Annotated in this window: 18 protein-coding genes; 13 read left to right on the top strand and 5 right to left on the bottom strand. The window is 42.2% G+C overall.

The genetic code is table 11. The features are described 5' to 3' along the window. The first annotated feature begins 72 nt into the window (after positions 1-72). Positions 73-372 carry a hypothetical protein gene (locus FAM09_RS11390; RefSeq protein WP_136577209.1) on the top strand — a complete coding sequence of 100 codons (300 nt, stop codon included), beginning with the start codon at positions 73-75 and terminating at the stop codon, positions 370-372. Positions 373-540: 168 nt separating this feature from the next. Further along, a complete protein-coding gene (locus tag FAM09_RS11385) occupies positions 541-876 on the top strand; it encodes a hypothetical protein (RefSeq protein WP_136577208.1) in 336 nt (111 codons plus the stop codon). Between the two features lie 40 nt (positions 877-916). Here FAM09_RS11385 and FAM09_RS11380 read toward each other — a convergent pair whose 3' ends face one another. The 4 genes from FAM09_RS11380 to FAM09_RS11365 all read right to left on the bottom strand — a co-directional run bounded on the left by FAM09_RS11380 (position 917) and on the right by FAM09_RS11365 (position 4,160). Continuing rightward, a complete protein-coding gene (locus FAM09_RS11380) occupies positions 917-1,813 on the bottom strand; it encodes a bestrophin family protein (RefSeq protein WP_136577207.1) in 897 nt (298 codons plus the stop codon). Positions 1,814-1,867: 54 nt separating this feature from the next. Beyond that, the gene (locus FAM09_RS11375; RefSeq protein WP_136577206.1) at positions 1,868-2,953 is read right to left on the bottom strand and encodes an AI-2E family transporter; all 1,086 of its coding nucleotides are present in this window, start codon (positions 2,951-2,953) and stop codon (positions 1,868-1,870) included. Between the two features lie 75 nt (positions 2,954-3,028). Continuing rightward, the gene (locus FAM09_RS11370) at positions 3,029-3,346 is read right to left on the bottom strand and encodes a hypothetical protein (RefSeq protein WP_136577205.1); all 318 of its coding nucleotides are present in this window, start codon (positions 3,344-3,346) and stop codon (positions 3,029-3,031) included. Between the two features lie 223 nt (positions 3,347-3,569). Beyond that, complete coding sequence (locus FAM09_RS11365) at positions 3,570-4,160, bottom strand: RNA polymerase sigma factor (RefSeq protein ID WP_136577204.1); 591 nt, start codon at positions 4,158-4,160, stop codon at positions 3,570-3,572. A 341-nt stretch (positions 4,161-4,501) separates the two neighbouring features. Between FAM09_RS11365 and FAM09_RS11360 the strand changes: the two genes are divergently transcribed. The 8 genes from FAM09_RS11360 (at position 4,502) to FAM09_RS11325 (ending at position 11,748) form a co-directional block, all read left to right on the top strand. Beyond that, positions 4,502-4,981, top strand: coding sequence for a GNAT family N-acetyltransferase (locus FAM09_RS11360; RefSeq protein WP_136577203.1), 480 nt, complete (start codon positions 4,502-4,504; stop codon positions 4,979-4,981). Positions 4,982-5,270: 289 nt separating this feature from the next. After that, on the top strand, positions 5,271-7,283 hold the full coding sequence (locus tag FAM09_RS11355) for a S8 family peptidase (protein ID WP_136577202.1): 2,013 nt from the start codon (positions 5,271-5,273) through the stop codon (positions 7,281-7,283). 64 nt (positions 7,284-7,347) lie between these two features. Beyond that, positions 7,348-7,593, top strand: a complete 246-nt coding sequence (locus tag FAM09_RS11350) for a hypothetical protein (RefSeq protein WP_136577201.1) — start codon at positions 7,348-7,350, stop codon at positions 7,591-7,593. Positions 7,594-7,807: 214 nt separating this feature from the next. Next, on the top strand, positions 7,808-8,275 hold the full coding sequence (locus FAM09_RS11345) for a carboxymuconolactone decarboxylase family protein (RefSeq protein WP_136577284.1): 468 nt from the start codon (positions 7,808-7,810) through the stop codon (positions 8,273-8,275). 256 nt (positions 8,276-8,531) lie between these two features. After that, a complete protein-coding gene (locus FAM09_RS11340) occupies positions 8,532-8,870 on the top strand; it encodes a YciI family protein (protein ID WP_136577200.1) in 339 nt (112 codons plus the stop codon). Between the two features lie 49 nt (positions 8,871-8,919). After that, a complete protein-coding gene (locus FAM09_RS11335; RefSeq protein ID WP_136577199.1) occupies positions 8,920-10,167 on the top strand; it encodes an RNA polymerase sigma factor in 1,248 nt (415 codons plus the stop codon). Positions 10,168-10,239: 72 nt separating this feature from the next. After that, positions 10,240-10,812, top strand: a complete 573-nt coding sequence (locus tag FAM09_RS11330; protein ID WP_136577198.1) for a pentapeptide repeat-containing protein — start codon at positions 10,240-10,242, stop codon at positions 10,810-10,812. A gap of 24 nt (positions 10,813-10,836) precedes the next feature. Next, complete coding sequence (locus tag FAM09_RS11325; protein ID WP_136577197.1) at positions 10,837-11,748, top strand: hypothetical protein; 912 nt, start codon at positions 10,837-10,839, stop codon at positions 11,746-11,748. Between the two features lie 85 nt (positions 11,749-11,833). On the opposite strand, the gene FAM09_RS11320 is transcribed toward FAM09_RS11325, so the two are convergent. Next, on the bottom strand, positions 11,834-12,829 hold the full coding sequence (locus FAM09_RS11320) for a helix-turn-helix transcriptional regulator (protein ID WP_136577196.1): 996 nt from the start codon (positions 12,827-12,829) through the stop codon (positions 11,834-11,836). A gap of 108 nt (positions 12,830-12,937) precedes the next feature. Between FAM09_RS11320 and FAM09_RS11315 the strand changes: the two genes are divergently transcribed. From FAM09_RS11315 to FAM09_RS11305, 3 genes are all read left to right on the top strand, one after another. Next, a complete protein-coding gene (locus FAM09_RS11315; protein WP_136577195.1) occupies positions 12,938-13,411 on the top strand; it encodes a hypothetical protein in 474 nt (157 codons plus the stop codon). 245 nt (positions 13,412-13,656) lie between these two features. Next, the gene (locus FAM09_RS11310; RefSeq protein WP_136577194.1) at positions 13,657-13,953 is read left to right on the top strand and encodes a T9SS type A sorting domain-containing protein; all 297 of its coding nucleotides are present in this window, start codon (positions 13,657-13,659) and stop codon (positions 13,951-13,953) included. Positions 13,954-14,280: 327 nt separating this feature from the next. Next, positions 14,281-14,724, top strand: coding sequence for a response regulator (locus tag FAM09_RS11305; protein WP_136577193.1), 444 nt, complete (start codon positions 14,281-14,283; stop codon positions 14,722-14,724). Positions 14,725-14,868 lie beyond the last annotated feature (144 nt).

Below are 14,868 nucleotides of genomic sequence, written 5' to 3'. Positions count from 1 at the left end.
CATCATGTTGTAATGTGTAATAGTAATAGTAAAATTAAAAAGATGTAAGAATCATTGCAGCACATCAAAATCATGAAAAAGTTTATAGGTATTTCAATCCTGGCCCTGCTGGTAGGATTTTTTTCGGCCAATGCACAGGATACAGCTAAAAATGTAACAACAAAAGTCAAAGAAAGTGCGGTGAAAGTTGGCGATAAAACAGCCGAACTGGCTTCAAAAGGCAAAAATGCTATTACCGACAAAGTTTATAAGGATAAGGAAGGCCCAAATGGTGAAACCATTTATATTGACAAGCATTCAAAATATTATTGGATCGATAAAAAAGGACATAAAGTGCCTATTAGCAAGAACAAATTAATAAGCAAACAATAGATATTCGGGCAAACTAGTTTAGACAACGGGAAACCGTCCTGAATTAAATTTTGGGGCGGTTTTTTCCAACCGGCAGCAAACAATAAAACCATTGCAATACTTCCAAAAACAACCCACTCTGAAAGTTATTTGTAGATTTTCCATCATTTTATCAATCAAACCTTATTTATGTCAAACAATATCAATAGTACCATTATTAAGGACCTCGAGAAGTTTAGTCCTGCAAACTATCCAAAAGCGTTTCATGAACTCTCCGTTTTAAATCAGGGGATATCACATATCGCCATTTATTTCAAAGTTGAGATCATTATATCTTACCTAAAAGACCACTCCCTGAAAACCGATTGGGTTGAAGCCAACCCTGCACTCTCCCGAATTATTACTTCCGGTTTTTTCAAAACTTCAAATTTGGAATCGTTATTTGAATCGTGCCGTAACAATAAAGCTTTCCTTACAGATTTTGAAAACCACATTAGCAAAGAACTTTTGGCGGGAAGAAATTAAATTCTTTAGCATTCAGGATCTATTTATGTTTAATTAAGTTTTACATTACAAAATAATCGTTTGCTTTACTATCGCCTTTGCTTATTTCTTCACTTAGCAACTGCCTGATATTTATTTCAATTGTATTTGCTATATCTGTTACAGGTATATCACTTGGAAGATTTCTGAAAGGATCCTGTAAATGATAGGCTATTTTTTCTATACAAAAGAACCCAGCAGAAATTAATAACAGAAGAGGTATAACAAAGGTATTATTGGTTCCTTTTAAAGAAATAGCAAGTGTTATAACGAAAAGGTAAATTATAAAATGAAGAATTAAACGGTATGTAGATGGAAAAACTGTTTTACTGATCCTTTCTGCACCCCCCATTGAGTCTGTCAGGCGGATAATTGTTTCCTGCAGGTGAATATGACCATGCATATCAATAGCATCATTCAATCGTAATTCCTTTATATCTGCTGCGGTTAATTGCAATATAGCGAGGTTGTAATTATTGTGTTTTGAAATTTGAGCCTGGTCGGTTTTAGTAATCAAATGATCTAAATTTTCAATCGAATTAAGGTTGCCTCTCAATGATCTTCCAAGTGAATAACACCATGCGATTTGCCGATAGGAGATTCTCTTAATATTATCAGTCTGATCAGAATTCAGAAACGATTGTAACTGAATCACCAAACTCCTCGAATCGTTGACAATTGCTCCCCATACTTTCCTGGCCTCCCACCACCTGTCATAAGACTGATTCATCTTAAAAGAAAGGAGTACTGAAATGGACGTTCCCAGAAAAGCTGGTATGGCAAGCGGCATCTCGGGAAGAAACGCGGTAAGTCTTATGGCACTAAAATGGGTTAATATTCCTACCGTCAATACTATTATCAACTCATACTTAACAATGCCAATCAAATATTTAAAAGGTAATTTAGACTCAAGTATCATACTTTTGCAAATTTGTTATAATTGATGGGAACAGCAAAACAGAGTAGTCTTATTTTATCGGCGTCGGATAGCTGGAAAACGCATAGGCTTTTTAGCAGGTCTTTCATCACCTAATAGCACGCCCCATTTTTTAAATTGCTCAGTGCGGTCGAATATAATTTTTAAAATCGCCATGATCGGTAACGCGAGAAACATACCGGATATACCTGTCATAACTCCGGCAATGAAAATACCTATTATTGAAATGAGCGGATTGAGCTTTACCTGGGAACCTACGATACGTGGCATTAAAATATTATTATCGAGGAATTGTACCACGGCTATAGAACCCACAACAAACAGGATGTCAACAATACTTTCCGATGAAGCCAATGTAATCAATACGCCTAAAATGTTACCTATCAATGCGCCGAGGTAGGGGATGAGATTTAAGAAAGCGAAGACAATACCTATTAACAGTGCGTGTTTAATACCGAAAACAGCCAGTATTCCCCATAGCAGAATAGTAATATAACAAAGCTGAATCAACAAGCCTAACAGGTATCTTTTACCCATCTTTTCAATTTGTTGCATAACGGCCTCTATATTTTCATGTTCTTTGGGCTCAAAACACATTAAGATGAATTTCATAAAAATACTTCTGTACATTACTAACAGAAAGGTGTAAATAGGCAATAATCCAAAGAATATCAATATGCCTGTTGCTGAGCCGGCTGCACCGCTTAGAATATTGGCTGCATAGTTAAAAAGTTTGTTGCTTTGCTGATTGATAAAATTTAATTGATCTGCGGGCGAGAAGCCGAAAACCTGGCTGATCCATAAACTCAGCGCATTAAGATGTATGGTTAAATTTTGCTCTATTTTCTGATAATCGTGCAGGAGAAATCTCATCTGGTTGTAGAATAGCCATACTATAAGTGCGGCTATGATGATTACTAATAATATCGGTAAAAGAATAGCTATTGTTTCAGATAATTTTCGTTTTCTGAAGAAGCGGAAAACCGGTAGCAGCATAATACTGATGAAAAAAGACATCAGCAGGGGCATTATGATTACTTTTCCAAGTACAATTATCACTCCAATCAGAAAAACCCCGAGGATTTCAAGCGAACGTTTTATGGTGACAGGGATTTCTTTCATATGGCTTATTCAATACCGGGCTATAGGCTCTTTATTTAATGAGCAGATTTATAATGGATGAATAATGGAAATGCTTTACTTTATTTTTATGGCCATTTTTTGAATCAAATCGGCATATCCATCATTCGTATGATTTGTATACACACCATACGCATCCAGACTATAGCCAATAACGCTATCACGAGCCATAATGAGATATATTATAGCTGCGTCCGCAGGGTCAGACTCTCCCTCAAAACGGTAAGTTTTAATAATTTTAATGTCATGCTGATTATAAGATTTCCCATTGAGGCTTAACTGTCCTGTTCCATTAATTAGAAATTCATTGTCCTGTTTTTTTAGTTTTAGCATATTAAGGACAGTACTTATGGTATCCATATCTCGGTTTGACATATTAAATATATTTAATCCCGGAATCCAGTAACTTTTAGAAGCATAATTCCTGTAAAGGTGAGCTTCTTTCTGTGCCTTAATATTATATAATTTTAGAAAAGAATTACATGATTCACACTTTAAAATGCATTTCCTAAAAAGTAGTGGAAATTGTTCTGCAATTGATTGATAATGCTCAATCAGCCATTTACCAATGGCGTATATAAAATACAATTTACAACAGCTAAGGCAGCCGTTTTATCATTTGTACCAGCATCAAAATGCCACTTAGTTGTAAACCCTTGCTTTCGAGGTTTTTCTTGATGGTCTTTAAGGCTATGGACTTTAAATTTCTAACGGTTTTGTCGCTTATGCTTAGTCTTTCGGCAATTTCTGCATTTTCATAGCCTTCAAAATACGACAGGGTGAATACGGTTCTGCAGGTGTCGGGAAGGTTATCTACTTCCGTTTTGATCAGGCTAATGAGCTCTGATTCTATTTGTGATTGCAGGATCATTTCCTGTTGCCGTTCCAGGAAGCCGGCAATTTCCTTTTGCTTATCGGACCTTGTCTTTTGCTGTTTCAGAAAATTCAGGCAGCCATTACGAGCCGAAACGTACAAAAACGCCTTTACATCGTTTATGGTGTTCCATTGCTCCCTGAATTTCCACAACCGCACAAAAACATCTGATGTAATGTCTTCGGCATCATCAAGGGGTACCATATACTTGCAAAACGTAATAATGGGTTTTCGGAGTTGCAGGTAAATAGTATTGAACGCGGCACGGTCGCCCTGTCGAAATGCCACAATAATATCGTCTTGAACATCAAGCATATTCAATCATGTACGCTTCAAATGGCTTACAATCTTTTCTTGTTTTATTTGTAACGAGGCTGGATAGGGTTTGAAATGAATGGATAAGACTTAAGGGGAAAGTTTAATGGACTGGTAAACTAAATTTAGGGAAAAACCGCATTTCACCCTGGCTTCCTTGATCTCAATCAATCTTTGGGGTTATCGCAGTTCAGTTGCCGCAGTTAAAATAATGGGTTTTAAGACAATAAACAAAAATGTGGGGAATTAAGACAATCCTCTGATCCACCCCCTTCTTCCCCATCTGCTCCTGTTTCCGTTGAACCGGGAATAATATCTTTGCGCTTACAGAAAAGCATTGTATGAATACCGGCAATACCTGTACGCTGCAAAAAGCGGAAACGAAAATGGATTTTGAAAATGGGAAACGGCTTTTTATGCAGTATATCCGGTCACTGGATTTTGAACTGACCTTCCAGGATGTGGACAGAGAAATGCAACAAATTGCCATTGAATACAACGCCCCTACCGGCGTATTATTATTAGCCTATGATGGCGATAAAGCCATTGCCTGTGCGGGCGTTCGAAAGATCGACGACAATACCGCTGAACTTAAAAGAATGTTTGTTGATGCCGGTTACCGCGGCCTTCAACTCGGGCAACAACTGATGCAACTGGCGCTCGATGAAGCCAAACAAATGGGCTATCGTTCCATCCGGCTCGATACCGTTCCCTCCATGCGCGCCGCCATCAAATTGTACCAATCGTTCGGTTTCCGGGAAATTGAACCTTATCGCTTCAACCCCATACCCGGCGCTATTTATATGGAGAAGGAATTATAGCGCGTAACAGCAACACACCTGCCTGTTATAGCTACCACTAACGTGGTATTGCATGGCACTTGTTTAAATACTACTTTCACTTCACCAACCTGCCCCTTTTCGAAAGACGCTGTTCGATCCCCACACCCCAGTCATCCAAAATACGTGAAAAACACGCCTTTTTATTTATCCTGATTGATGTAATATTAGACTAACATTTATCGTAACGCCTGTTCCTCTCTGATTGATAGCATTTTTCTCCCATACCTCCCGAAAACGCCATTTAGTAATCGCTAAAAAATGTATTGACATGGCTAAATCATCAAAAAGTACCCCAACTATGAATACTGCTGTGGTACAAACAAATCAAATTATTACCACCGAAGTAACTACCCGCCTAACCAGTTACATACCCGTAACAAAAAGCCGGAGCGCTACCGGTGAAAAAAAGCTTACTCCCATGGACCCTAAGCTGCAACAAGCCATCCTGCTGCACCGTAGCGGCATCCGCAAATCACCTACCAGTTCTACCAGCGAAAATGAACTGGCGGTTATTGCAAGCGTAACCGATACAGAAAGCTGGAATAATCAACAAGAAGTCAGAAACCCCACTTTAATTACCAGGGCAAGGGGTAATGAACCAGCCATTGTAACCGGCCGCATCCCCATTCAACGCATTGAACACATTCGTAGCCTGCCTTTTGTAAAAAGCCTGAAAGCGGCCCGCAAAGTAACAGAGGCTGTGCACAAAACAGTTCCCGATGTGGGCGCCAACAAATATGCTTCTACCCCGGCAAAACAAACCGGCGGCAAGGGCGTTTTGGTTGGCATCATCGATTTCGGCTGCGATTTCGCACACCAGAACTTTTTGGATAAGAACGGCAAAACCCGCCTGGTAAAATTCTGGGACCAAACAGCCAGCACCAACGGCAACGGTGTTCCTTACGGCCGTTTACACTTACCGAACGATATAAACAAAGCCATCAAAAGCGCTAAGCCTTATGAAACCCTCGGCCATCTATTGCATCCCGGCGCCCATGGCACGCACGTAATGGATATTGCCGCCGGTAATGGTAAAGGCTCCGGCTTCCCGGGCGTTGCACCTGCCGCCGACCTGATCTTTGTTCAGCTCAGCACCAGCAATATTCCCTGGGAAGGCCCTGATGTTGTAGGCAAAAACTTTGGCGATTCGGTAAACCTGGTTGAGGCCATCCGCTTTATTTTTGATGAAGCCGGCGACAAACCCTGCGTTATCAATATCAGCCTCGGCACTAACGGCGGGCCGCACGACGGTTCTACCCTCGTTGAAAAAGCCATCGATGGCATGCTGCAGGAAAAGCCTAACCGCGCGGTAGTAATAGCCGCTGCCAATTCGCATGAAGATGGCATTCATACTGCCGGCCAGGTGCCCGGCAACGGTACGTACGATGTTAGCTGGCTGGTAGACGGTAACGATTTTACCGAAAATGAATTGGAGATCTGGTACAAAGGCTCTGACCAGCTATTGGTTGAAGTGATTGACCCTACCGGACAAAGCCTGGGAACGGTGGAACCCGACGAAACCGGGCAGGTAAAAGATTCCAACGGTAAGGTTCAACTGGTGATCAGCAACCGCCTTAATGATCCCAATAACCACGATAATGTGATTGGCATCTGGCTAAAAGAACACAACCCCGGTAACTGGACCGTTCGACTCATCAACAACAATTCTAAAGCAGTACCATTCCATGGCTGGATAGAACGCGACGACCGCGGCCCATCTACATTCGGCGGCGCCCGTGACAACTCCCATACACTGGGTTCTATTTCGTGCAGCCATAAGTCCATTACCGTTGCTTCATATGACGCCACCAAAAAAGGCTCTCCAATTTCCTGGTTCAGCAGTGAAGGCCCCACACGTGATGGCCGGCATAAACCTGAAATTTCAGCACCGGGCAGCAATATACTGGCCGCTAATTCAACCACTAAAAAAGAGCGAACACTGATGTCGGGCACCAGCATGGCTGCACCCGCTGTTACCGGTTGTATTGCCCTGTTATACGCAGCCGCTGCCGCCGCCGGAAAAAAGCTTACTATTGATGAACTGCGTACTATTATTACGAAGAAAGGCCGGTTAAACCCGCCCGATGCAGCATGGGATAGCCGGTTCGGTTATGGTCGCATTTTTGTGCCAGATATGATCGGCTTACTATCAGGCGTAAAGACTGCCGCGGTAAAGGCATTTGATGCTACGCCGGGCGAACTGATCAAAAAGCAACCCAAGAAAACGCCACCTAAAACCGCCAAGAAATCGAGCCGCACAAAGCGGAAACGGGCATTATAAATCAATGCATTACATAATCAACGGGTATCCATTGCGATACCCGTTTTTTTTTGTAAATTAGGATATGGATAAGCACAAACTAAGCAAGTCGAAAGTGACGGGTAAGGTGTCGGCAAACGATGCCAACCCGGTGTTGAATGTCATTATTAATGTGCGCGAACCCAACTATGTACCGTCCTGGCTGTCACTGCGCAAAAAAATAACGGCAAATATTTTTACTGCAGATATTAAGAAAACCGACCTTCCCAAACTGGAAGCCGATGGCCAGGTTATTTCCGTTGCTATCAACGAGCAGCTGAATTCACTGTAAATAATAGTGTTTCAACGCCTAATAACAGGATTGCCCCCTTTTGTTGTACTCAACGGGGCAATCTTTTTTCCTGCCCGGTCAGGGCGAATAACCGGCCGCCCGCCACCAGTTCAAAAAAAATTTAAAAATAATTTTCCGAGCCTGTCCAATTTGGTTTGTCCCGGTCATTATTGATGTATAAACACAACATTCAATAATGATAAATTCAAAACAAATGAGCCAAACCATTAACGTACACGAAAAAGGACAACGCGCATTGAAATCTTTGAACAGCCTGGGCGCCTATCTGCACAAATCAGTAGTAGAACAGCCTCTTTTACATTTAATTTATTACCGGGTGTCGCAGCTCAATGGTTGCGCTTTCTGCCTCGACATGCATTCGAAAGACCTGTTGGCAGGTGGCGAAACCACACAACGCCTTCTTGTACTGGATGCCTGGCGCGAAGCCCCCTTTTACACCGAACGCGAACGGGCTGCATTGGCATTGGCCGAAGCGTTGACAAAACTCAAAGGCGGACATGTAGATGCGGCCACACATGAAGCTGCCCGCGAACAATTTTCTGATGAAGAACTGATCGACCTCACCTTTGCCATAATAGCCATCAACAGCTATAACCGGGTAAACATTGCATTCCCTAACCCTGCTATGGTGGGCACATACACTCCGGGGCAATATGCCTAACGGGGGTTCTTGTTCTTAGTTCACAATTTTCCATTGCCTATTGCAAATTGTTTATTACAAATTGATCCTGGCTTGCATTCCGCATTTGCTTTAGGCATTCAACTGTATTTGCTTGCAGCGTGCAACTTGTAGCTTTTTCCCTGGTACTTATCTTTTGCTTTAGGGAACTTGTTTTTTGGTTCTTGTGATTTGCTTTTTGGTTCTTTTAATTACTAACTTGCCCCGTCGAAAAGCGGGACTATAAATAAAAAAAATTATGAAAGAGTTCATGTTATTATTCCGTCAACCCAGCTATGACTACAATAATGTTTCGCCTAAAGAAATGGAGACGCTTACGAAAAAATGGCAGGACTGGGTAGGTGGCATTGCCGCACAGGGAAAATTAGCTACTACCGGTATCCGCCTGGCTACCGAAGGCAAAGTGCTGAAACCCGGTGGTGTTATTACCGATGGCCCTTTTGTTGAGATCAGGGAAAGACTTGGCAGTTTTTTGGTTGTAAAAGCAGAAAATATAGAAGACGCGCTCACATTGGCGCATGGCTGTCCGGCCCTGGATGCCGATGGCAGTGTTGAAGTAAGGCCGGTATTTCAATAATTTAAAAAGGTGAGTTTTCGCAAGCGGAAAGCTCACCTTCTCTTTTCCTATGAAGAAAGAACACGAATCACTCAAACAATTATTTCAGCAGGAGTTTGCTAAAATGGTGGCGGTTATCAGTAAGCAATATGGCTTGGAACATATTGAAATTGCTGAAGATATCGTGAGTGAAACTTTTTTGGCAGCATCTGAAACCTGGGGCATAAAAGGCATACCACCCAACCCGGCTGCCTGGTTGTATACTGTGGCCAAACAAAAAACGCTGTATCATTTCAGGCGGCATAAGATCTACGAACAAAAAGTAGTCCCCGAAATTAAAGCCCAACAACCAACAGAAGAAGAAGCCGAAGCAGTGAACTTCTCACAACAGAATATCAAAGACAGCCAGTTACAAATGTTGTTCGCCATTTGTAACCCGGCCATTGCCAGCGAAGCGCAGATCGGGTTAGCCTTGCGCATTCTTTGCGGTTTTGGCATCGATGAAATTGCCGAAGCTTTCCTAACCAATAAAGAAACCATCAACAAACGATTATTCCGGGCCAGGGAAAAACTACGGAATGAGAACGTGCAACTGGTTCCTATTGATGGCGGCATGCCCGACCAGGAATTGGTTAACCGGCTCGATAACGTATTGCACATCATTTACCTGCTTTTCAGCGAAGGGTATTATTCCCAGACGGAAAACACCATTCTACGCAAAGACTTTTGCCTGGAAGCTATGCGCCTCGGCGTTATGCTTACTGAATACGAGCGCACCAACCGTCCAAGAACAAATGCGCTGCTGGCGCTCATGAGCTTTCACGCGTCGAGGTTCAATGCCCGGGAAAATAACAATGATACACTGGTGCTGTACGAACAGCAGGATACTGCCTTGTGGGATACAGCGCTCATCAACCAGGGTATTCATTTTTTAAATAACTCCGCTAATGGTGATGAAGTAAGCTCTTATCATTTGGAAGCAGGCATCGCCTATTGGCATTGCATCAAGGAAGATACCCAGGCTAAATGGGAAAACATCCTGCATTTATACGACCAGTTGTTGCTGATAAATTATTCACCGGTGGTAGCGCTGAACCGGATATTTGCTTTATATAAGGCAAAAGGAAAAGAAGCTGCCATACAGGAAGCGGAACAATTACCGCACGCCAATAATCATTTTTATTATCTGCTGCTGGGTGAATTATACCACAACCTCAATGATCAAAAAGCCCTATCCTATTATAAAAATGCGTATGACCTGGCGAAAACACAAACAGAAAAACAAAGTATTCAGGGGAAAATAGATACCCTTATATGAAAAAAATATCTGTATAATACCCTTTGCTACCACTGTCATCTTGCTAATTTTAGGCCTTATTAAAGGCATACCATGAACGAAACTTATTTTGAAGACCAGGTATTTGAAAGCATACCTTTTACTTCCGGCAAACTAACCAAAGGCCATTATGAATATTGTTCTTTTGTGAACTGCGACTTTTCAACTGGCGACCTGTCGGGTTTTAAATTCACCGAATGCACATTCACCACCTGTAACCTGAGCAATATCAAAGTGCTGAAAACCTCGCTCAATGATATTAAATTCACCGGCTGCAAAATGCTGGGCATTAACTTTGAGAATTGCGATCACTATTTGTTCTCCGTGAGTTTCGATACCTGCGTGATCAATTATTCATCATTCTATAAACGGCCTTTAATAAAGACGCAGTTTATCAACTGCACTATGCAGGAAGTTGACTTTACGGATGCTGACCTTACCCAAAGCATCTTTGACAAATGCGATCTCACCAATGCAAAATTCGAGAACACGAATTTAGAAAAAGTTGATTTTCGTACTGCCTTCAATTATATCATTGACCCGGATATGAACCGGATTAAAAAAGCACAATTTTCTTATCCCGGCGTTATAGGATTGCTAAATAAGTATGATATTGCGATCAAATAACCGTTTCTGAAACCCCAATACCTTATGAAATTTCATTTGCTGATCGTGTATCCTGTTATTGTAGCTGTTTTGTACGGTAGCCTGCATGTTGCCTTTAATTCGCCTGGAAACGGCAAGACAAACAGCACCACAAAAAAAGACTCCCTTCTGAGAACACCGGTATTCTCCATAGAAGATGTAGAACGCATAAAGCAATTTTTCATCGCCAACGCTTCGCTGGAAGAACAACCCAAAGATTCAAACTGGCGGCCCGGTTTCCGGCATAAATGTATTAATACGGTAAGGGCGGGGTTAGACATGCTGCTTTTTGGCGAATCGTCCATACCCGATAGCCTCTATAGCCGCAAGGCGGTTTTAAACGGCAACTTCCTCAACAATGACATTAACGCACTGGCCAAACGGTTAAAAGATAGTTTTTACATCCGCAGTTACGATACCGTTCGCTTTTTATCTATGCGTAAAGGCGAGTGGGTGCCCATTACAAAAGCCGATCCTGTAAGCCGCGGCTTACAACCGGTTGCCATGGAAAGAAGTTTATGGAACACGTTGCTTTCGCGGGTGGGCAAAGAACGGGGCTTTAGTGTATTTATCGTCTCTGTGTGCGATGGCTATCATGCCGCGCTGTTAACCCTGGATCACAGGAACACCTCAGACCTGAAAGTGTATTGGGCCGATCAAACCCACAAACATCCCTGGCGCTTTTATGTGAACAATAAATTGGAAGAAATACCCGGTCAGTTCGGCTGGGAAGTAATGCATGCAAGCGGTCCTGATACGCTAATTAAAGGTACCGCCAGAGGACTGGATGCCTACATGCTGTATGCCAATAAAAAGTTCTGGTGCGATTGCGGCCGGCCTAAACAGAAACCGGAAGATTGTTGCGCAGGCAATTGCTTTCCGTACATACAGATCTGGCGACTGCAAAAGCAAAGATGACCCTTATAAGCGCAATGACACAAATCACGCTTTCAAAATACGTGAAAAACACGGCCGATTCACGATTGCCGATTGCCGATTCCCCTCAACCCTTCTTCACCTTTCCCGGCGGAAGACCAAACTTTTTCCGGAAGGCGCTGTTGAAGTGTTGCACGGAAGAATACCCCAGTTGGTCAGCCACTTCTTTAATGGAACTTTTACTAACAAGCAGATCCCGCGCCTGGTTTAATTTATAATCAGAAAGGTAACCAAACACGGTGTTATTGTACAAAGCCTTAAAACCCTGCTTTAATTTAAATTCATTGATCCCGGCAATCTTTGCCAGCTCGGTCAGGGATGGTGGTTGTGCAGCATGTTGCAGCAAATATTCTTTGGCAAAGTGTATACTATCAGTGTCGTGGCCCGGTTTGCAGATAAGGGAAGCAGCCTTGCTGGCCGCATCTTCATGCATCTGCGCCTGCATGGATAGCAGTTCAATACATTTCGATTGCAGGTATAACAGCTTCAGGCCGCCGGTAAAATTTGCATGCATGATATCGTTTATGCACTGGTGCATGGCAAAGGTAATAGGCATGTTCTCCCGGCTCAGGTCATTTTCCTTTCCTTTAGCGATCTTTTCGGCAAACTGCATCAGTGAGGGGCTGCTGTCTTTTGCCAGCTCAATGAAAAAGCGTTTTGTAAAATGTACTTCGAAGAATTTATAGTGTTTAGTGCTTCCGTATTCGCCCGTACCGGTAAAGGAAGGTGTATAATGCAGGTTATGTTCGTTGGCTTTGAAATGAAACTCTTTTCCGGTAAGCAGGTTTTTCATCCTCCCATCGCCGGCCAGGGAAAAATGCATTTCCACCAGGTCAATATCCCCGGTAATTTCAAAATTCAGCTTTTGGGCTTTATATAAGAGCATATCTCCATATACGATGTAAATGCCTGAAAAAGCCAATTGCACTATTTCAGCATTACCAAAAGGAAAACTATATACCTCCCGTCGTTCTGTAACAAGCGGCTGCTCTACAGTTTCGTTCGAAAAAACTTCGCCTACAAAATACAGCTTGCCAAACTCGTCGAAGACATTAACTCCCATAAAATCCGTTTGGTGTAAATATTAATCCGTTTTATATAAAAACGCCCAGGCTCCCCCTTTCTATTTTTGTAAAGGTAAAATATCTGTTTCGTAAACAAAACATAAACAATGTTTGATATATCTAAACAAATAGTCACCTGGCAGCATGAAGAACCTGAAAACAATTACCTGTCTATTGCTGGTGACGATCAGCCTGTAACCATTACCCTGGCAAACAATATATACGATAAGCAGGCTACACATCATTTTTTCGTGGGTGATGAAACTACCGTTGAATTATTCAACGCATTAAAAGAAATCGCCTTACAAAAAGGTCATGAATATTTTGGGATACTGGAGTTACACCCGGAGTATGAGGCTGTTTTATCCATGCTGAAATTGCTGGTCGACAGCGTACCGGAGTTACCCGGTGAGCCTGCACAAAATGCTATTGAATGGATGGAAGAAATGCATCCCCATTGCTGGATGGCCTGGCAAAACGCGACCTTTTACCTGGCAGGTGGTGAAATATTGATCAAAACTTTTCAACAATACCTGTTGCAGAAGAAAGTAACCCCTCAACTGATTCGTATAATAAAATAATATATAACACGCAGATAACACAGGGTATTTTGCAATAACCCGCAGTAAATAAGCTATAAACCATTGGTAAATACCATGATGGTATAACCGAACTGTTAATCTCATATTAATATAGCTCTAAATATAACAGGTGGACAAGATGGGTACGAGATAAAACTCGTAGGTATACTATTGGCATCAATCGGTATAATTATTAACTTCATCGCGCGCAACTAATCACAATATCCTAATACCGCTCGCTTCCCATGAACACCTTGCCTCTAACCGACCATTCGAAAAAACGCGTACAGCGTATTACTGTATACCCCAACCTGGTATCACAGAAAAAATTCTGGCTACAACTGTACAACATAGAACAATGTGTTTTCACAGTTCACATTTATTCACTCTCCGGCCAGCAGGTTTTTAAACACTTCCTGAATCATTCCGACTTACATTCAACCCATACGGTTCAACTGCCGCATTACCTTGACAGGGGCATTTATAAAATTGCTATCCGCTATGGCGACAATCACTACGTGCAGCCGATCGTGATACAGTAACCACCAGGCAATTTGCAATAGGCAATAAGCCAGATAACAGGCGGGTTACCAGTTACCTGGTACCAGTTACCGGGGTTCAATTTATGGCAGGCTGACTATAGGCTGGCATTCCGCACTATGGGCCCGGGAACAGGGAACCGGAAACCGGTAACCGACATTAAGCACAAACCCTTATCCTCCTGCTAATACAAGTATTAGTTTTATACTTCCCTGGTAATTAAACCGCAATAGCAGCGCACATACGGCGTTTTCCTATAACATGTTCTACCGGTATTACGCCGGGCACATGTACGATTAAACAGTTAACCATTTTAAAACCCTATAACCATGGCCCAATATCCCGATATGAAGATCTTTATTGTAGATGATGATATATTTTGCCTTACGCTGTATGAGCAATTCCTGCGGAACCTGGGCTATACTGAAATAGTTTCCTTTAACTGCGGTGATGAGTGCCTGCAGGAGATCAAGGAAGAACCGGCCCTTGTTATTATGGATTATAATATGGAAGGCATGAACGGTATTGAAGTGTTGAAAAAGATCAAAGCTATCAATCCCGGTATCATGGTGTATATTATCTCCGGCCAGGAAAACAGCCAGGTAGCGAAAGAAGCTCATAAACATGGCGCACTCGATTATGTGGTTAAATCCTCTTTAAGCCCCGATAAAATGGCCACTATTATGCAACGGGTTGAACAATTGTACCAACCGCGGCAGAAAGAAGTTAAAAAGTCGTTTTTCCAAAAAATGAAATCAGGATTAGGAATATAGCATTGCGCACCCGGTATAAGCCGGTCTGTTTGCTTACTAACCAATACTATATGCTGACTCAACGCCCCTCTTGCAGGGGCGTTATTATTTTATGCCGGTTCATAAACAGGACAGCTTATCATTAAAAAAAATGCCACCCGTCTG

The organism is Niastella caeni (genome assembly GCF_004834005.1).
Taxonomy (GTDB): domain Bacteria; phylum Bacteroidota; class Bacteroidia; order Chitinophagales; family Chitinophagaceae; genus Niastella; species Niastella caeni.
The sequence above is the reverse complement of the archived record's forward strand: the minus strand, read 5'-3'. Positions and strand labels throughout refer to the sequence as shown.